Origin of the sequence: Streptomyces tropicalis (genome assembly GCF_029269835.1) — a bacterium.
GTDB classification, from domain to species: domain Bacteria; phylum Actinomycetota; class Actinomycetes; order Streptomycetales; family Streptomycetaceae; genus Streptomyces; species Streptomyces tropicalis.
Window position 1 is genome coordinate 44357 of the sequence record NZ_JARJBB010000005.1, and the last position, 17707, is coordinate 62063.

The window sequence follows — 17707 nt, forward strand, 5'->3', positions numbered from 1 at the left end:
CATGCAGGTGACACGGCAGCGCCGTCCCCACGAGACGGAGCGGATCAGCCTGTTCGGCAGACGCGTCGGCCGCCGGACCGTGCTGGTCACGGCGGGCATCTCCGTCGCCCTCGCCGTCACGGGCACCGCCGTCGCCCAGACGTACCAGTTCGGCACCCAGCAGGTCGGCCAGGTCACCGCCGACGGCCAGGTCGTCTCGGCCGACCAGTACATCGCCCCGTACGGCAACCGCAGCGTCATCGACGACGGCAAGATCATGTCGTCCGCGGTGAGCCCGGACGGCACCCACCTCGCGGCATCGATCGCCGACGGCGACGCGTCCCTGGTCGTCATGGACCTGAAGACCGGGCAGGTGAAGCAGCGCGTCGGCAGCAACGCCCAGGACGACCTGCGCATCAAGAGCGGCACCGTCGGACAGGAGGGCCCGACGTACTCGCCCGACGGCTCGCAGCTGTGGCTGGGCCAGAGCGACGGCTACACCAGGTTCAGCGTGAACCAGGACGGCACCCTGTCCAGTCCCACGACGGTCCCGATCCCGGCCGACGGCTCCCGGCACGCGCTGGTGGGCGCGGCGGTGTTCTCGGCCGACGGCTCCACCGTGTACGCGGCGGTCAACGGCCAGAACAGGGTGGTCGCCATCGACGCGGCGACCGGGACCGTCAAGCAGAGCTGGGCCGTGGGCAACGCTCCCCGGGGCATCGCCATGGCCGGCGGCAAGCTCTACGTCAGCAACGAGGGCGGGCGTCCTGCCAAGGACGGCGACACCACGATGAACTCCTACGGCACCCGGGTGCCGTCCGCCCCGGACACGGGTGCCTCCACCTCCGGCACGGTCAGCGTCATCGACCCGGCCGACCCGGCCGCCGCCGTCAAGAGCGTGGACGTCGGCCTGCACCCGACCGCGGTGTACGCCAAGCGGGGAGCCGTGTTCGTCACCAACACCGCCGACAACAGCGTGTCGGTCATCGACGCCACCGACGACAAGGTCGTACAGACCATCGCCACCCAGCCGTGGCCCGAGGCGCGGGTCGGCTACGAGCCCGACGCGGTGACGCTCACCGACGACGGCCGTCTGCTGGTGACGCTCGGCCGTGCCGACGCGGTCGCCGTCTACCGTTACACGTCCCCGCAGCAGCCGGCCGGCTACGTCGGCCTGCTCCCGACCGACTACTTCCCCGCGGAGATCGCCGCCGTGGGCAAGAACGTCGTGGTCTCCCACACCCGTGGCATCGACGCCCGCCGCCCCGACGACGCCGGTCACGGCACCCACGACACGACATCCAGCCTGACGCAGTTCACGCTGCCGGACGACCGGGTCATCAGGTCCGAGACGGCCAAGGTCTTCCGGCAGAACGGCTGGACCCCCGGCTCGGTCGCGTCCGCCCGCGGCAGGAGCCGCTCGGAGCCGGTCCCGGTTCCGGCGCGGCTCGGCGACCCCTCGACGATCAAGCACGTCTTCCTGCTCGTCAAGGAGAACCGGACCTACGACCAGGTCTTCGGCGACCTGGCGCAGGGCGACGGCGACGCGTCGCTGACCCAGTTCGGCGAGAACGTGACGCCGAACCAGCACGCGCTGGCCCGGCAGTTCGGGCTGTACGACAACTTCTACGACATCGGCACGAACTCCGCCGAGGGCCACAACTGGCTGATGCAGGCAGACAACCCGGAGTACACCGAGTCCACGGCCGGGGAGTACGCGCGCAGCTACGACACCGAGGACGACGTGCTCGGGCACCAGAAGTCCGGCTTCATCTGGACCGGCGCGCAGGCTGCCGGGAAGTCCGTGAAGGACTTCGGCGAGTTCCAGTCGAGCGAGAGCAAGCCGTCCGGCGCGACCTGGCAGAACCTTTACTGCGACGCCAAGAACATGGACGCGACCGGGCAGAGGACCGCCTACCCCATCCAGACGGGCTCCGCGATCCCGTCGCTCAACAAGGTGTCGGTGCCCGGGTTCCCGCAGTTCGACCTCAATGTCCCGGACGTCTACAAGTACCAGATCTGGAAGCAGGACTTCGAGAAGAACGGCCCGGCGAACCTGAACATGTTCTGGTTCTCCAACGACCACACCGGCGGTCCGGCGAACGCCGCGGCCGAGGTCGCCGACAACGACCTCGCGGTCGGCAGGATGGTCGACAGGATCACGCACAGCAGGTACTGGAAGGACTCGGCGATCTTCGTCGTCGAGGACGACTCCCAGGCCGGCCTCGACCATGTCGACGGCCACCGGGCCCCGGTCCAGATCATCAGCCCCTGGGCCCGGCACGGCGGCGTGGACCACCACTACTACTCGCAGATCACGATGATCCGCACCATCGAGCAGATCCTCGGGATCCACCCGATGAACCAGAAGGACAGCGCGGCCACCCCGATGTCCGGTGCGTTCACCCGGCACGCGGACGACACGCCCTTCACGGCGGTGCCCAACCGGACATCGCTGACGCTCGGCGTGAGCCCCCAGCCCCCCTGCGGCGCGGACAGCCCGGCGCAACAGGACACCAAGGCCGCGCCCGCGCCGACGTCCGCGAAGGTGCCTGCGGCCGAGCAGAAGGTCGCGGCGCAGTGGAACACCTGGAAGTCCCACCAGCGGCTGACCGGGCCGAACGCCGTGCCCGACTACGCCAACCCCGCACAGATGAACCACTTCACGTGGTACCAGACGCACAACTGGACCAAGCCGTACCCCGGTGAGAGCCGGATCTACGCACCGAACGACGTGCCGGGCGCCTACATCCCGTCGCCGGAGTCCGACGGCTGACCCGGCATGATCGCTCATGGGTCCCCGGCCGGCGGCGACGCCGGCCGGGGACCGCGCGGCACCGCGGCCGCGCGCACGGCCACCACGAAACGAGCACCGTGACCCGACCGTGCCGGCCGAGGCAGCGATGGTCGTGCTGAGGCTGCGACCAGGACGTACCTCTGCGGCCGCGTCCTGCGGCTGCTCCCGGCGCTCGTCGGCATCGCGCCCGCGGCAACCTCGAAGAGGTGATCGGCGCATGGCGCGAGGGCGGGTTGATCGCCGAGCCGGGCGAGCACGGCGACCGGCGCAAAGGGGTCGCCGCCCTTGACGGCGCTGCGGGCCGCGCCCGCGTTCGGGGCGCGGGCGAGGAGCCGTGCACCGGCGGCGCGCAGGGGGGTGCACGAAGCGTGGAGTGCGGCTTCGGTGCCCTGGACGGCGGCTGCATCGGCACGATCACGCCCCGGTACCCGGTCGTCCGTGCGACGCAGGCCCGCAACCACAGGTACGGATGGTGTCGCGATCGACAGGACGTTCGTGCTCACCGACGCGCGGGCAGCGCACGAACGCGCTGCCGAGGGCACATCCAGGGCGAGATCGTGCTCACGCTCGCTTGACCCCGGGCGACGCCACCACCTGGGACGTCCCCACATCCAACCGGCCGCCGGAGGGGGGACGCCTCGACGGCGCTCGCTCGTTTCGACCGCTTTCATAGGACCGGTCACTCTTCGGTGAGCGGGCATGGTGGCAGCACGCACAGCTGACCCCCGAACTATGGTGTCCCACCACATGTGCCCCTGACCTGCATCTTCCTACGGTGTGCCGACACGTAAACCGTCCCCACCGCACACGAGGAAGTGGCGCACATGGCCTCCGCAGCATCTGCTCCCCCGACGCCACCGGCCCGTCCGGCCGGCCTGCCCCGCATTGTCGCCGCCAGCCTCATCGGCACCACGATCGAGTGGTACGACTTCTTCCTGTACGGCTCCGCCGCCGCACTCGTGTTCAACAAGCTGTTCTTCCCGGACTCGGATCCGCTGGTGGGGACGCTGCTGTCGTTCCTGACGTACGCGGTCGGATTCGCGGCCCGGCCGCTGGGCGCCCTGGTGTTCGGGCACTTCGGGGACCGGGTGGGGCGCAAGAAGCTCCTCGTGCTGAGCCTGCTGATGATGGGTGGCGCGACCTTCGCGATCGGGCTGCTGCCGACCCACTCGACCGTGGGCGCCCTGGCACCGGTACTGCTGACCACGCTGCGCCTGGTCCAGGGCTTCGCGCTCGGTGGCGAGTGGGGCGGGGCCGTCCTGCTGGTGTCCGAGCACGGTGACGCCCGGCGGCGCGGTTTCTGGGCCTCGTGGCCGCAGACCGGCGCTCCGGCCGGACAGCTGCTGGCCACCGGTGTGCTGTCGGTGCTGACCGCCGTCCTCTCCGACGAGGCGTTCGGCAGCTGGGGCTGGCGGATTCCGTTCCTGCTGTCCGGTGTCCTGGTGCTCGTCGGCCTGTGGATTCGCCTCTCCGTCGACGAATCGCCCGTGTTCAAGGAGGCGCTGAAGCAGGCGGAGGCACGCAAGGCCGCGCAGGCCGCCGACGAGGAGGCCGAGAAGCTGCCGCTGGTCGCCGTGCTGCGCCATCACTGGCGCGATGTGCTGGTGGCCATCGGCGCCCGTATGGCCGAGAACATCAGCTACTACGTCATCACCGCCTTCATCCTCGTCTACGCGACGACCTCCGCCGGCGTCTCCAAGGAGACCGCGCTCAACGCCGTGCTGATCGGATCCGCCGTGCACTTCGCGGCGATCCCCGCCTGGGGCGCGCTGTCGGACCGCGTCGGGCGGCGCCCCGTCTACCTGCTGGGCGCGGCCGGGGTCGGACTGTGGATGTTCCCCTTCTTCTCGCTGATCGACACCGGCAGCTTCGGCAACCTGATCCTCGCCGTGACCGTCGGCCTGGTGCTGCACGGCGCGATGTACGCGCCGCAGGCCGCCTTCTTCTCGGAGATGTTCGCGACCCGCATGCGGTACTCCGGGGCCTCCATCGGGGCGCAGTTCGCCTCGGTCGCCGCGGGTGCGCCCGCACCGCTGATCGCGACCGCCCTGCTGTCCGGCTACGGCAGCTCCACCCCCGTCTCGCTGTACGTGATCGCGGCGGCCGTGCTGACGCTGATCGCGGTCGGCGTGGCCAAGGAGACCCGCCACCGCGACCTCGCCGACGTCGAGGCGACCTCCACGGCCGACCCGGCCTCGGCGCCCGCCGCGGACCCCCGCACCGTCTGATCCCCCCGAGCCCGGCCCCCGTACGCCTCGTGCGTGCGGGGGTCAGTGCCGTGCGGGCACCGACAGGCGGTGCAGGCGCAGCGCGAGCTGTATCTCCAGGGCGCGGGCCGGTGTCTGCCAGTCGTCCCCGAGGAGCCGGCCGACGCGCTCCAGGCGCTGGGCGACCGTGTTCACATGGACGTGCAGCTCGTCCTTGGTGCGGGCCGGGCTCATGCCGCTGGCGAAGTAGGCGTCCAGGGTGTGGACCAGGTCGGTGCCGCGCCGCTCGTCGTAGTCGACGACGCGGCCTATGGTGCGGGCGACGAAACCGGTGACGTCGCGGTCACCGGCGAGCAGCAGGCCGAGGAAGCCGAAGTCGTCGGCGGCGGCTCCGTCCCCGGTGCGGCCGAGCAGGTGGAGCGCCTCCAGGCAGCGGCGTGCCTCCCCGTAGGCGGCGGCCACGGCGTCGGGGCGGGCGGTGAGCTCCTCCACGGTGGCGGAGGCACCGACGGTGACCGCCTCGTGCACGGCGGTGCCGAGGTGGCGGGCGGTGCGGCGGGCCAGCTCGGTCGCCGAGTCCCCGGCGCCCAGGGGCAGCAGCAGCACCGTGCCGCCGTCACGGGCGGCGGCCAGTCCGTGGCGGGTGGCGGCCAGGTGCGATGCGGCCGACCACAGGCGGCGGCGGGCGTCGGCCTCGTGATCCGCGTCGGCAGCCGGGGCGTCGAGCCGGGCGGCCAGGACGACCTGCGGGACGTCGAGATCGGCGCGCAGCCGGGAGGCCCGCTCGTGCAGCAGGCGCGGGTCGCGGTCGCGGGCGTCGAGGAGGTCGTCGAGCAGCTCGCCCCGGACGCGCTGCTCCGCCTCGGCGGCCGAGCGGCGGGCGAGCAGCAGCAGCGAGGTGACCATGGCGGCACGCTCCAGGGTGCGCTGGTCGACCGGGTCGAGGGCAGGGTGGCCGCGAAGCACCAGCGCCCCGAGCAGCTCGTCGCCCGCGGCGACCGCCGCGATCCAGCCGTCACCGTGGCGCACGGCGTGGCCCTCGGCCCGGGACGCCTGGAGCCCCTCGGCGGGTGCGGCGGCCGCCTCGGTGAACTCGACGGTGCCGTCCAGCACTTCGGAGACCGCGGCGGCGACGTCGTGGACGCCGCCGCCGCGCAGGACGAGCTGGGCGAGCCGGTCGTGTACGTCGGAGGCGCGCTCGATGACCGCGCTGCCGTCGCGGATGATCGCGTTGGCCCGCTCGAGTTCGGCGAGGGCCGAGCGGGTCTCGGTGAGCAGGTTGGCGCTGTCGAGGGCGGCCGCGGCGAGCGCGGCGAAGGAGCCGAGCAGGGCGACCTGCTCCCGCTCGAAGACCCGGGCCCGCCGGTCCGCGGCGAAGAGGACACCGATGACGTGCTGTCCCAGCATCAGCGGCACGCCGAGGATGGCGACCAGGCCCTCGTCGCTGACGCCGGTGTCGATGGTGCCGGTGTGCTGGAAACGGGCGTCCTTGAAGTAGTCGTCGGTGACGTAGGGGCGGGCGGTCTGGGCGACCAGGCCGCCGAGGCCCTCCCCCATGCCGAGGCGCAGCTGCTGGAAGCGGGCGGCGACCGAGCCCTCGGTGACCCGCATGTAGGTGTCCTCGCGCGCCGGGTCGTGGAGGGTGAGGTAGGCGACGTCCGTGCCGAGCAGGGAGCGGGCGCGCTGCACGATGGCCTGGAGGACCGCGTCCAGGTCGCGCAGGCCCGCCAGGTCGTGGGCGGTCTCGAACAGGGCCGACAGCTCGGCCTCGCGCCGCCGCCGCCCCTCCAGATCGGCACGGACCCGCAGGGCGAGGAACTTCGCGTGCTCCAGCGCCGCGATCCAGGCCCCGGGGCGGCCTGCGGCACGGGCGTCCCGCACCGGACGTTCGTAGGCCTCGGCGGGGGCGCCGCGGGACAGGAGCTCGAGGAAGGGCGCCTCGGCGCCGGCCGCCGTGCCGGCGGCGCCGGCGTGCGGCCCGGCCTCGGCCGCGGGACGCCCGGTGGGCTGCGCGTGATCGCTGGACATGTTCACAGGATTCCGCATCGCCCGCTCCGGCGCCGAGCCCTGTGGACAACTCGGCGGCGGAGGGGCGCGGGGCTGGTCAGTGCGCGGTCCAGCCGCCGTCCATCACCAGCGAGGTGCCGGTGACGAAGGACGCCTGCGGGCTGCACAGGTAGGCGACGGCCTCGGCGACGTCCTCCGGCTCGATCAGCCGCTTGAGCGCGCTGTCCTGCAGGAGGACCTCGGTGAGGACCCGCCCCTCGGGAATGCCGTGGGCCGCGGCCTGGTCGGCGATCTGCTTCTCCACCAGCGGGGTGCGGACGTACGCGGGGTTCACGCAGTTCGAGGTGACGCCGTGCGGGGCGCCTTCGAGGGCGGCCGTCTTCGACAGGCCCTCCAGTCCGTGCTTGGCCGCGACGTAGGCCGACTTGTAGGCCGAGGCGCGCAGACCGTGCACGGAGGAGATGTTGACGATCCGGCCCCACCCCTGGCCGTACATGTGCGGCAGGGCACCGCGGACGAGCCGGAACGGCGCCTCCAGCATCACCGTCAGCACGGTGTGGAAGACCTCGGGCGGGAACTCCTCGATCGGCCGGACGAGCTGGATCCCGGCGTTGTTCACGAGCACGTCGGTGCCCGCGGCGGCCTGTTCGGCGGCGTCGAGGTCGGTGAGGTCGAGGACGACCGGCGCGACGCTGCCCGTCAGGCCTCCGGCCTGCTCGGCGAGGTCCTGGAGGCCGGCGGCGTCCCGGTCGACGGCTCTGACCTTGGCCCCGGCGGCGGCCAGCCGCAGCGCGCAGGCGCGGCCGATGCCTGAGGCGGCGCCGGTGACGAGGGCGGTGCGGCCGCCGAGGTCGAGCGTGGGGGCGTGGGGACCCGGGAGGGCGCTGGGCGAGGTCATGGGACGACCCTAGGCACGGCCCTCTGGCCACCCCATGTGGCCGCGACCCATACTTCAGTCAAAATCCGTAGGGTCGAACCATGTGGGTGCGTCGGAGAGGGCCTGCTTGATCCGGAGGCGGCCGAATTCGTTGAGCTCGGGCAGCGCGTCCACGGCGAACCAGCCCACGTCGAGCGACTCGTCGTCGTTGACCCGCGCCTCGCCGCCGACGGCACGGCAGCGGAAGGTGATGTCCATGTACTGGCAGACGTCGCCGTTGCCGTACGTCACCGGTTCGAGGGCCTGGACCAGGACCACCCGTTCCGCGACGCAGTGCACCGCCGTCTCCTCGTGGACCTCGCGCACGGCGCAGGCGGCCGGCTGTTCGCCCGGCTCGGGGATGCCGCCGATCACCGACCACTTCCCGGTGTCGGCGCGGCGGCCGAGGAGCACGCGGCCCGCGTCGTCGAAGACGATGGCGGTGACCCCCGGGAGCCACAGCAGCTGGCGGCCCGCGGAGGCCCTGATCGTGCGGATGAAGTCTGGAGTGGCCATGCACCGACCCTAGCGGCCGGTCCCCCGCCCCCGGCGGCCGCGGCCGGGTGCACGGGGGTCACGGGCCCCGTCCGCGTGCGGCGCGGGGTCCTCGCACGTCCGGCACGGGACCCGCGCCGGAGGGATCGGCTACGCGTCCGCGGCGCGCCGCCTGCGCACGCCCGCCCCGATCGCCCAGCCCAGGCCGCCGGCGGCGACCAGGACGAGCGCGATCTCCGGCAGGATGCCCATCCGGGTGGCAGGCGTGAGAGAGGTGCGCAGGGGCACCTTCTGGACCAGGTGGCCGGCCACGAACATGCCGGTCTTCCGGGCGACCGTGCCGTCGGGCATGATCACGGCGCTGACGCCGCTGGTCACCGGGACGGTGACGGTGCGGCTGTGCTCGACCGCACGGACCCGGGACATGGCCAGCTGCTGGTAGGTCATCTCGCTGCGGTCGAAGGTCGCGTTGTTGCTCGGCACGGAGATCATCTGCGCGCCGTGGGTGACGGTGTCGCGCACGGCCCAGTCGAAGGCGGCCTCGTAGCAGGTGGCGAGGCCGATCCGGGTGCCGGCCACGGAGAACACGCCCGGCTTCGAGCCCCGGCTGAAGTCCTGCCGGACCATCGTCGTCCAGTTCTTGTTGATGTCCGCGAGCAGCGAGCGCATCGGCAGGTACTCGCCGAACGGCTGCACCTGGCGCTTGTCGTAGGTCTGGGTGGGGCCCTTCACCGGGTCCCACAGGATCTGCTCGTTGAGCAGCTTGCCGTCGCGCTCCACGACGCCGCCGACGGAGATCGGCGCGCCGACCGCCTTGGCGGCCTCGTCGATGACGGTGCGGGCGTCGGGGTTGGCGAAGGGGTCGATGTCGGAGGAGTTCTCCGGCCAGAGCACGACGTCGGGCCGCGGGGTCCGGCCCGCCTTGATCTCCGCGGCCAGCCGGAGCGTCTCGCGCACGTGGTGGTCGAGGACGGCACGCCGCTGGGCGTTGAACTCCAGGCCGGAGCGGGGCACGTTGCCCTGGATGACCGCCACGGTGGTGGTGCCGTTCTCGGCCCGGTCGCTGACCAGGGGCCGCGCGGCCACCGCCGCGGCGACGGGAACGGCCACGCTCAGCAGCGCCGCGACGGCGGCCGGCCGCCGCACGGAGCGGGTGCGGCGGCCCTCCAGCGCGAGCCGCACCACCTCGGCCAGGCCGAAGCCGCACAGCACCACCGCGAAGCCGAGGACCGGGGTGCCGCCGACGGCGGCCAGCGGCAGGAACACGCCGTCCGCCTGGCCGAAGGCGATCTTTCCCCAGGGGAAGCCACGGAAGGGCACGCGCGCGCGTACGGCCTCACCGGCGATCCAGACCGCGGCCGCCCACAGCGGCCAGGCGGGCAGCCGCGACACGGCCGCGATGCCCACGCCGACCAGGGCGACGAAGACCGCCTCCACCGCGACGAGCGCCAGCCAGGGGCCGGGGCCGACCTCGACGCCGGTCCACACCAGCAGCGGCAGCAGGAAGCCCAGGCCGAACAGGTAGCCGAGGCCGAGCGCCGCCTTCCAGCTCCTGCCCCTCAGCACCGCGCCGAACACGGCGAGGGCGGGCAGGGCCAGCCACCACAGGGGACGCGGCGGGAAACTGACGTAGAGGAGCACACCCGAGAGCGTCGCGGCGAGGGCGGGCACGAGCCGTACGAGCTTCGCGCCCCAGGGGGCGGGCGCGGACTGCGGACGCAGCCGGTCCGGCTCGACGGAAGTTGCGGTGACGGTCACCCGGGGAGTGTACGGCGACCGCGTCCGCACCCGACAGGACGGTCCGGACGGCCGGACGGCCGGACGGCGGGGGGAGCGGGGGCGGCCGGACCGGTCCCGGCCGTACGTTTCCGCACGAGACGTCCACAATCCGGTCATCAGCCGCTACGGTGTGCCGGAGCCCGAGCCGTACGGCCGTGGGGGCCGGGCGGGCCGGGTGCGTTCAGGGTCGGGCTGAGCGGGGTGCCGGGGGGCGGGGGGGGCGATCACGTGCGGACCAGAGAGAGGGCGTGCGCCGGCGGGGCGGACGGCGCACGCCGGCCGGGCGACGGACGGCGGGCCGGCGGCGGAGACCGGGCTGCGCAGGGGCAGGGGCCGGGGCAGGCCGACAGTGCGGGGCGGCCGAGTGGCCGGAGGCGCACCGGCGGCGCGGGTGACACGGACCCCGCGCGGGGATCGGGGTGTGCGCACGGCTCGGAGCGTGCGGGTGCGTCGGAGCGTCCGGACGGCTCGGAACGCACGGACGGCGACAGGCGGTCGGAGGCCGCGGACGGCGACAGACGGAACGTCTCCGACGCGGTCGGTGTGGTGGTGCTCGGGGCCTGCGCCGCCTGGTCGCTGATCGCGGGGGCCCTGCACGACGGGCGCCCCGAGGGCGTGCTGCTCGCGGTGCTGGGCACGGCGGCCGGATACGCCACGGGCCGTATCTGCGGCGCGCTGCTGCCGGTCGCCGCGTTCGGCGCCGCGGCGGCGCTGGGGCCCGTCCTCGCGGTGGCGGTTCCGGAATTGGCGCCGGGGCCGCAGTTCGCCGCGCCGCTCGGGCACGCAGGGGCCACCGCCGCCGTACTGGCCCTGTCCGCAGGCGCCGCCTGCTGCGCCGCGTGGGCCGCTTCCGCACGGGTCGCCCGGCTCGTGCTGTGGATGTCGGCCGCGGCGGTGACGGCGACCGCGGCCGCGATGGGCTCGGGCGCGGGGACGGCCTGCTGTGCCGCGGTGCTGCTGTGTTCCGCGGCGGCCGGGCGGCTGCGCGGCAGGGGGCCGGGGATCGCAGGCCTGGCGGCGTCCGCCGCCGCGGTGGCCGCGGGAGCCTGGGCCGTCGCCGCGCGGTCCCTGCCCGGCGGCCTCGCCGACGACGTGGTGGGCCTGCTGACGCCGCACCGCGTCGGCCTGTGGCGGGACGCGCTGCGCCTCGCCCACCGGGACACGGGCTCAGGAGTCGGGCCCGGCCGGTTCGGGGAGTTCGGCCCGGTGGCCGTCCCCTGGGTGCCGTCGAACGGGAAGCCGCACTCCGCGCTGCTGCAGCAGGCCGCCGAGCAGGGCGTCGTCGGTGTGCTGCTCCTGGTGGCGGCCTACGGCTGGGTGCTCCACGCACTCTGGCGCACCCGGCGGCCCGCGCCCGTGGCGCTCACGGCGGGCGCGGCGCTGACCGCGGTGGCCGTGATCGCGACGTTCGGCAACGCGCTGAGCTTCACGGCGGTGACGGTGGGGACGGGCTTGCTGGCGGGCATGGCCACTGCGCGCCCGCTGGCGGCCGAGGAGCCGGAGACGACCGCCGAGCCGGTGGCCGCGGCCCCGGCACCGTGAACGTCGTGGGACGCCCTGCCGGACGGCGGACGCAAGAGCGGACGCAAGGGGGCCGGCAGATTCGGCAACCGGGCCCTGCCCGGCCGGGCGGCCGGCTCGGGCCGCCACGAAGCGGTGGGCTCAGGCCCGTCCGGGCATGGCCGGCTCAGACCCGTCCGGGCGTCGACGGCCGCAGGCGGTCCTGGATCACCTGGACCGCGGACTCGGCGTTGTCCACCGTGATCGTGAAGGTGTGGCCGTCCCACAGGCGCAGCACCACACCTTCGCCGCGCCGTACGACGACCGCGGTGCCCTTGTCGGGGCGCCAGCGGTAGCCCCAGCCGCCCCAGTGACGCGGGGTGACGTGCGGGACGAAGTCCGCGCCCGCGACATGGGTGAGGGGGATCCGGCGGCGCGGCAGGCCGATGTGGCCGCAGCGCACCTCCAGCGACTCCGCGTCGACCTCCAGCGCCACGTGCACGAAGGCGAGGGTGCCGAAGAGGACGAGCAGACCGGCCGCGATGCAGCCGACCACCGACATCACCAGCGGGAGGACGCCCGAGGTCCAGGCGGAGTCGACCGCCAGCTCGACGCCGAGCGCCATGCAGCCGGCGCCGACGAGCGCCAGGATCCACTGGAACCGGTTCGTGGCGCGTCCGGTCCAGATCACGGAGTTCGGGGTCGTCTCGCCGCGGGGGTGGTCCCTCATGGATTCGAGGTTACTCAGGTTTCGCCGCGCGGGTAGTCCGTTGCGGAGCGTGACCGGTCCGTGAGCCGCCGCGGCACTCCTCGTGCCGGTGGCGTGACCCGACGTCCCTCGCGCGTGTGCGCCGGTCTCCCGCGCGTACGGCCCCGAGCCGGCCGTGCGCCGGGGGTTCCGTGCAGGGGCGGGTGGTCAGCGGGCGGGGGCGGCCACCTGGAGGAGGCGGCCCTCCTCGTAGCCGAGCGCGGTGTCGGGCAGCTCGGACACGCGGCCGCTCAGCAGGACCGTGAGCCGGCTGTCGAGGTCCGCCTCGGGCACCGGGTCGGCGCCGATGCGGCGCAGCGCCTGGGCGGCGACGGCTCCCGCCGAGCCGTGCAGGACGAGCGGCGGGCGGCCGGGCTTCTGGACGGCGGCGCGGATCCGCTCGGCGACCAGTTCGTAGTTGGTGCAGCCCATGACGACGGTCGTCACGTCGTCGGGGGTGAGCGCGGCGGCCGCGGCGATCGCCGCGTCGACCGCCGCGTCGTCGGCGTGGTGCACGGCGTCCGCCAGACCGGGGCAGGGCACCTCGGTGACGGACACGCCGTCGGCGAACTTCTCGATCAGGTCGCGCTGGTACGGGCTGCCGGTGGTGGCCGGGGTGGCCCAGATCGCTACGGGTCCGCCGCCCGCAGCGGCCGGCTTGATCGCCGGTACGGTGCCGATGATCGGCAGGTCGGGCTCGAACCGGGCGCGCAGCTGGGGCAGGGAGTGCACCGAGGCGGTGTTGCAGGCAACGATCAGCACGTCCGGACCCAGTGCGGCGGCGGCTGCGGCCACGGCCAGCGCCCGCTCCGTGATGTCCTCGGGGGTGCGCGGCCCCCACGGCATCCCGTCGGGATCCCAGGAGAGGACGAGGTCGGCGTCGGGCCGCAGGCGGCGCACCGCGGCGGCGGCCGGGAGCAGGCCGATTCCGGAGTCCATGAGCGCGATCTTCACCCGGCCACGATAGACGATGGCCCCCGAACGCCCTCTCCGGTGGGGCACACTGCGCGGGTGAGCGCGCTCGTGGGGACCGCCGTCGGATCACTCGCCGCCTGGCTGTGGCTGCTGCTCGGCCAGGGCTTCTTCTGGCGCACGGACGTCAGGCTGCCGCCGCGGGCCGATCCGGCCCCCGGCGACTGGCCGCCGGTGTGCGTCGTGGTCCCCGCGCGGGACGAGGCCGCCGTGCTCGGAGCGAGCCTGCCCTCGCTGCTGGGGCAGGACTATCCGGGGCGGGCCGAGGTCTTCCTGGTCGACGACGGCAGCTCGGACGGCACCGGCGAGCTGGCCCGGGAGCTGGCGCGGCGGCACGGCGGGCTGCCGCTGACCGTGGACACGCCGGGCGAGCCTCCTGCCGGCTGGACGGGCAAGCTGTGGGCCGTGCGGCACGGCATCGCCCTCGCGCGGGCCCGCCGGCCCGAGTACCTGCTGCTGACCGACGCGGACATCGCGCACGCCCCGGACAGCCTGCGCACGCTGGTGGCGGCGGCCCGTACCGGGGACTTCGACGCGGTGTCGCAGATGGCGCGGCTGCGGGCGGAGAGCCGGTGGGAGCGGCTGGTCGTGCCGGCGTTCGTCTACTTCTTCGCGCAGCTCTACCCCTTCCGCCGGATCGGCCGCCGCGGCACGCGGACGGCGGCCGCGGCGGGGGGCTGCGTGCTGCTGCGCTCGGAGACGGCCGAGCGGGCCCGGATCCCGGAGGCGATCCGGCACGCGGTGATCGACGACGTGGCCCTCGCCCGGGCCGTCAAGGACGGCGGGGGCCACATCTGGCTGGGGCTGGCGGAGCGGGCGGACAGCGTGCGCCCCTGTCCCCGGCTGCGGGACCTGTGGCGGATGGTCTCGCGCAGTGCCTACGCCCAGCTGCGCCACCACCCGCTCCTGCTGGCGGGCACCGTCGCCGGGCTGGCGCTGGTGTACCTGGCCCCGCCCGTGACACTGGTCGCGGGTCTCGCCGCGGGCAGCGGACCGGCCGCGCTCGCCGGGGGGACCGCCTGGCTGGTGATGGCGGCGACGTACGTGCCGATGCTGCGCTACTACCGCTGCCCGCTGTGGCTCGCTCCGCTGCTCCCCTTCACCGCGTTCCTCTATCTGCTGATGACGGTCGACTCGGCGGTGCAGCACCACCGGGGCCGGGGCGCCGCCTGGAAGGGCCGCACGTACGCCCGGCCGGGCACGGCCCCGGACGCGCTGCCCGAGGAGGGCTGACCCGCCTGACGGACCGTGGAGCGGTCTCGGCGGCGCGGACGGGTCCGGGCTGTGGCGGCGGGCAACCCTGGACCGCCGAGGGCGGCTGGGGGCGGGCGCCCCCGGGAGGGTCCCGCCGCGCCGGTCGGCCTCGGGGGCTCACTTGCGGCCGGGTGTCCAGTTCATGCCCCACCCGTAGGCGCGGTCGACCGTGCGCTGCGGGCTCACCCCGCGGTCGGGCACCAGGTACCGGGCCTCCCGCTGGACGACGAGTTCGCCGCCGCTCCGGGTGATGAGGGCGAGCGCGCAGACGGGCGAGGGGATCGTGCACTCGTCCAGGGCGAAGTCGACGGGGGCGCCGTGCTGCGGCCGGAGCGTGACCGTGGCGTGCAGGTCGGCGAAGGACCGGGCGCCCTCGTAGATGGTCACGAAGACGAGGATGCGCCGGAAGTCGTGCCGGTGGTCGAGGTTGACGGTGAGGTTCTCGCCGGTGTCCACCGCACCGGTCCGGTCGTCGCCGTCGAGGTGGATGTACGGGGGGTGGTGCAGGGAGCCGAAGGCGTTGCCGAGGGCCTGGACGACCCCCTTGCGGCCGTCGGACAGCTCGTACAGGGCGCACAGGTCGAGATCGAGGTCCGTGTGCTGGGCGAACGCCCGCCCGCTCTTGCCGCCCCACCCGGAGAACTGTGTGCGCATCTGCCAGTTGAGGTTCACGCGCAGCACACCGGAGGTGCCGCCCTGCTTGGCCAGCGACACGGAGGGAGCGGCCTTGGTGAGGGTCACCTTGGCCGGCCGGACCGGCGCGGTGCCCTGCGGGGCAGCGGCGGTCGGCGGCGCGGGTGCCCGGGGCGCGACCGGCGGCGGCAGCGGCACGGCGGGGCCGGTCGGCGGGGGCGCCGGCGTCCGGAGGGCGGGGCCCGTGAGCGGAGGGGGCGGGGCTGCGGGCGAGGGAGCGGGTGGGGCGGCGGGCGCGGGCGGCCCGGCGTGCTGCGGCTCGGACACGGTGATGCCGAAGTCGGTGGCCAGGCCCTCCAGTCCGCTGCTGTATCCCTGGCCCACGGCCCGGAACTTCCAGGCCCCCTGGCGGCGGTAGAACTCGCCGAGCACGAAGGCGGTCTCCGCGGTGGCGCCGGTGCTGTCGAAGCGGGCGGCCACCGTGCCGTGCGCCTCGTCCCGGACCTCGATGTACAGACCCGGCACCTGCCCGAAGGTCCCGCCGTCCGCCGAGGCCGCGAGCACCACCCGGTCCACTCCGGGCTCCACGCGCGCGAGATCGACGACGAGGGCGTCGGTCACCGCACCGCCCGCCGTGTGCTTGCCCAGGTGCCGGACCGCGCCCGAGGCGTGCTCGGGCTGGTTGTAGAACACGAAGTCCGCGTCGGAGCGCACCTTTCGGCCGGCGAGCAGCAGGGCGGAGCCGTCCGCGTCGGGCACGCCCGGTCCGGACCGCCAGCCCATCTCGACCCGCAGGGCCGTGCTCGGCACCGGTGTGTTCGACCCCTTCGCCATCACCATGTCCGCCCCCATCACGTGTACCTGCCGCGTCCGGCCCGGCGGTCCGTCGGCCCTCCGTCCGACCAACCTATTCCCGCCGGGCCGCCCACCGCCCCGGCGAGCGGACGAAGACGTCCGTCCAACCGCCGGTAACCCATAGGGAACTCGGCCTTTACAGGATCCAAACCCCGTTCGCTGCCCCTTTTTGCCAACTTCGCTCGCATTGGGGATCCCCGGTCACCGCCGACACGGAAAACAACCCTCTTATCGGTCTCCCCAACCAGCACATCGTGGGCTTAACTTATGTGCCATGACCTCCCCCCGCTCCACCTACGGCGGCGGTTACTACTCCGCCTCCTTCCCGGACACCCCGATCTACGACTCGCTCGTGGCCGAGCGGGGCACCCCGCAGATCGCCCCGATCCGGGTCCCCGCCCCCTACGACTCGGGCAGTCACCTCCCCGCGCTCCCGTCGGCGCTGCCCGCGCTGCCTTCGGGCCCGTCCCAGCCGGCCTACGGCTACCCGCAGGCGCAGCCCGCACCGCTGCAGCAGGCGCCGGCGGCGTACATCCCCCAGCAGGCCACGGCTCCGCGGGGCTATCCCGGCCCGCAGCAGCCGCAGCGCCCGATGGGCACCGGCTACGAGGCGATGCGCCCCGCGGCTGCCCGCCCAGGTGGTGCGCCGTACCAGCAGGACCCCTACGGCAACCAGCAGTACCGCGGGTACTGATCCCGTCCTCCCCGGCCGTCCCTGCCTCCTGGCAGGATGAGGCCATGGGGACCGCGGAGCTGCACTCGATTCACGTCCACCCGGTCAAGGCGCTCCGGGGCACCTCGCCCCGGGAGGCCCTCGTGGAGCCCTGGGGGCTGGCCGGGGACCGGCGCTGGGCACTGGTCGACGACGGGGGAAAGGTCGTCACGCAGCGCCGCCATCCCCGGCTGGCCCTGGCCGCCGCCGAGCTGCTGCCCGGTGGCGGCCTTCGTCTGTCCGCCCCGGGGCGGGAGCCGCTCACGGTCGCCGTCCCGCCCGCGGGAGCCACGGCGGTCGTGGACGTCTTCGGCACCGAGGTGGAGGCCGCGACCGCCGACGCGGCCGCGCACACCTGGTGCAGCGCCTACCTCGGGGCCGCGGTGCGCCTGCTCCACCTGGACGATCCGGCCACGCGCCGGCGCATCGACCCGGACTACGCACGGCCCGGGGAGACGGTGAGCTTCGCCGACGGGTTTCCGCTGCTGCTGACCTCCCTCGCCTCCCTGGACTCGCTCAACTCGCTGATCGCGCAGGGCGACCACGCCGAGGAGGGGCCGCTGCCGATGAACCGCTTCCGGCCCAACGTGGTGGTGGCGGGGACGCCGCCCTGGGCCGAGGACGACTGGTCGCGCATCGCGATCGGCGAGGTCGTCCTCCGGGTCGCCAAGCCGTGCGGCCGCTGCGCGGTGACCACCGTCGACCAGTCCACCGCCGGACGCGGCCGGGAACCGCTGCGGACGCTGGGGCGGCACCGGCGCTTCGGCCAGGACCTGGCCTTCGGGCAGAACCTGGTGCCCGAGACCACCGGCACCGTCCGGCTCGGTGATCCGGTCCGGGTCCTCGCGTGACG

At 74.2% G+C, this 17707-nt stretch carries 14 protein-coding genes; 6 read left to right on the forward strand and 8 right to left on the reverse strand.

The genetic code is table 11. The features are described from left to right. The first annotated feature begins 1 nt into the window (after position 1). Positions 2 to 2755 (forward strand): bifunctional YncE/alkaline phosphatase family protein, encoded by a 2754-nt coding sequence (locus P3H78_RS11700; RefSeq protein ID WP_276108848.1) that lies wholly within the window; start codon positions 2 to 4, stop codon positions 2753 to 2755. A gap of 14 nt (positions 2756 to 2769) precedes the next feature. On the opposite strand, the gene P3H78_RS33515 is transcribed toward P3H78_RS11700, so the two are convergent. Next, positions 2770 to 3525 carry an SbtR family transcriptional regulator gene (locus P3H78_RS33515; RefSeq protein ID WP_438827953.1) on the reverse strand — a complete coding sequence of 252 codons (756 nt, stop codon included), beginning with the start codon at positions 3523 to 3525 and terminating at the stop codon, positions 2770 to 2772. A gap of 75 nt (positions 3526 to 3600) precedes the next feature. Between P3H78_RS33515 and P3H78_RS11710 the strand changes: the two genes are divergently transcribed. Beyond that, a complete protein-coding gene (locus tag P3H78_RS11710; protein ID WP_276108849.1) occupies positions 3601 to 5004 on the forward strand; it encodes an MFS transporter in 1404 nt (467 codons plus the stop codon). A 42-nt stretch (positions 5005 to 5046) separates the two neighbouring features. On the opposite strand, the gene P3H78_RS11715 is transcribed toward P3H78_RS11710, so the two are convergent. From P3H78_RS11715 to lnt, 4 genes are all read right to left on the reverse strand, one after another. Then, positions 5047 to 7011, reverse strand: a complete 1965-nt coding sequence (locus P3H78_RS11715) for a helix-turn-helix domain-containing protein (RefSeq protein ID WP_276108850.1) — start codon at positions 7009 to 7011, stop codon at positions 5047 to 5049. 76 nt (positions 7012 to 7087) lie between these two features. Beyond that, on the reverse strand, positions 7088 to 7888 hold the full coding sequence (locus P3H78_RS11720; protein ID WP_276108851.1) for a 3-hydroxybutyrate dehydrogenase: 801 nt from the start codon (positions 7886 to 7888) through the stop codon (positions 7088 to 7090). Positions 7889 to 7942: 54 nt separating this feature from the next. Then, complete coding sequence (locus P3H78_RS11725; RefSeq protein ID WP_276108852.1) at positions 7943 to 8422, reverse strand: NUDIX hydrolase; 480 nt, start codon at positions 8420 to 8422, stop codon at positions 7943 to 7945. Between the two features lie 129 nt (positions 8423 to 8551). Beyond that, positions 8552 to 10159, reverse strand: coding sequence for an apolipoprotein N-acyltransferase (lnt, locus tag P3H78_RS11730; RefSeq protein WP_276108853.1), 1608 nt, complete (start codon positions 10157 to 10159; stop codon positions 8552 to 8554). A 564-nt stretch (positions 10160 to 10723) separates the two neighbouring features. Between lnt and P3H78_RS11735 the strand changes: the two genes are divergently transcribed. After that, positions 10724 to 11722 carry an O-antigen ligase family protein gene (locus tag P3H78_RS11735; protein WP_276108854.1) on the forward strand — a complete coding sequence of 333 codons (999 nt, stop codon included), beginning with the start codon at positions 10724 to 10726 and terminating at the stop codon, positions 11720 to 11722. A 145-nt stretch (positions 11723 to 11867) separates the two neighbouring features. Here P3H78_RS11735 and P3H78_RS11740 read toward each other — a convergent pair whose 3' ends face one another. Both P3H78_RS11740 and P3H78_RS11745 read right to left on the reverse strand, forming a co-directional pair. Then, positions 11868 to 12410 (reverse strand): hypothetical protein, encoded by a 543-nt coding sequence (locus tag P3H78_RS11740; RefSeq protein WP_276108855.1) that lies wholly within the window; start codon positions 12408 to 12410, stop codon positions 11868 to 11870. 186 nt (positions 12411 to 12596) lie between these two features. After that, positions 12597 to 13382 (reverse strand): glutamate racemase, encoded by a 786-nt coding sequence (locus tag P3H78_RS11745; protein ID WP_276108856.1) that lies wholly within the window; start codon positions 13380 to 13382, stop codon positions 12597 to 12599. A 57-nt stretch (positions 13383 to 13439) separates the two neighbouring features. Here P3H78_RS11745 and P3H78_RS11750 point away from each other — a divergent pair, with 57 nt between their 5' ends. Beyond that, the gene (locus P3H78_RS11750; RefSeq protein WP_276108857.1) at positions 13440 to 14633 is read left to right on the forward strand and encodes a glycosyltransferase; all 1194 of its coding nucleotides are present in this window, start codon (positions 13440 to 13442) and stop codon (positions 14631 to 14633) included. 138 nt (positions 14634 to 14771) lie between these two features. Here the strand turns inward: P3H78_RS11750 and P3H78_RS11755 are convergent, their stop codons facing one another. After that, on the reverse strand, positions 14772 to 16121 hold the full coding sequence (locus P3H78_RS11755; RefSeq protein ID WP_276109223.1) for a TerD family protein: 1350 nt from the start codon (positions 16119 to 16121) through the stop codon (positions 14772 to 14774). 295 nt (positions 16122 to 16416) lie between these two features. Here P3H78_RS11755 and P3H78_RS11760 point away from each other — a divergent pair, with 295 nt between their 5' ends. Both P3H78_RS11760 and P3H78_RS11765 read left to right on the forward strand, forming a co-directional pair. Further along, positions 16417 to 16836: a DUF6643 family protein gene (locus P3H78_RS11760; RefSeq protein ID WP_276108858.1), complete on the forward strand. Its 420-nt coding sequence runs from the start codon at positions 16417 to 16419 to the stop codon at positions 16834 to 16836. A gap of 44 nt (positions 16837 to 16880) precedes the next feature. Continuing rightward, positions 16881 to 17705, forward strand: coding sequence for an MOSC domain-containing protein (locus tag P3H78_RS11765; protein ID WP_276108859.1), 825 nt, complete (start codon positions 16881 to 16883; stop codon positions 17703 to 17705). The last annotated feature ends 2 nt before the right edge of the window (positions 17706 to 17707 follow it).

Coding starts and splice junctions, on each gene's coding strand:
- P3H78_RS11700 (WP_276108848.1), top strand. CDS start 2: ATGCAGGTGACACGGCAGCGCCGTCCCCACGAGACGGAGCGGATCAGC.
- P3H78_RS33515 (WP_438827953.1), bottom strand. CDS start 3,525: ATGTGGTGGGACACCATAGTTCGGGGGTCAGCTGTGCGTGCTGCCACC.
- P3H78_RS11710 (WP_276108849.1), top strand. CDS start 3,601: ATGGCCTCCGCAGCATCTGCTCCCCCGACGCCACCGGCCCGTCCGGCC.
- P3H78_RS11715 (WP_276108850.1), bottom strand. CDS start 7,011: ATGTCCAGCGATCACGCGCAGCCCACCGGGCGTCCCGCGGCCGAGGCC.
- P3H78_RS11720 (WP_276108851.1), bottom strand. CDS start 7,888: ATGACCTCGCCCAGCGCCCTCCCGGGTCCCCACGCCCCCACGCTCGAC.
- P3H78_RS11725 (WP_276108852.1), bottom strand. CDS start 8,422: ATGGCCACTCCAGACTTCATCCGCACGATCAGGGCCTCCGCGGGCCGC.
- P3H78_RS11740 (WP_276108855.1), bottom strand. CDS start 12,410: ATGAGGGACCACCCCCGCGGCGAGACGACCCCGAACTCCGTGATCTGG.
- P3H78_RS11755 (WP_276109223.1), bottom strand. CDS start 16,121: ATGGCGAAGGGGTCGAACACACCGGTGCCGAGCACGGCCCTGCGGGTC.
- P3H78_RS11760 (WP_276108858.1), top strand. CDS start 16,417: ATGACCTCCCCCCGCTCCACCTACGGCGGCGGTTACTACTCCGCCTCC.
- P3H78_RS11765 (WP_276108859.1), top strand. CDS start 16,881: ATGGGGACCGCGGAGCTGCACTCGATTCACGTCCACCCGGTCAAGGCG.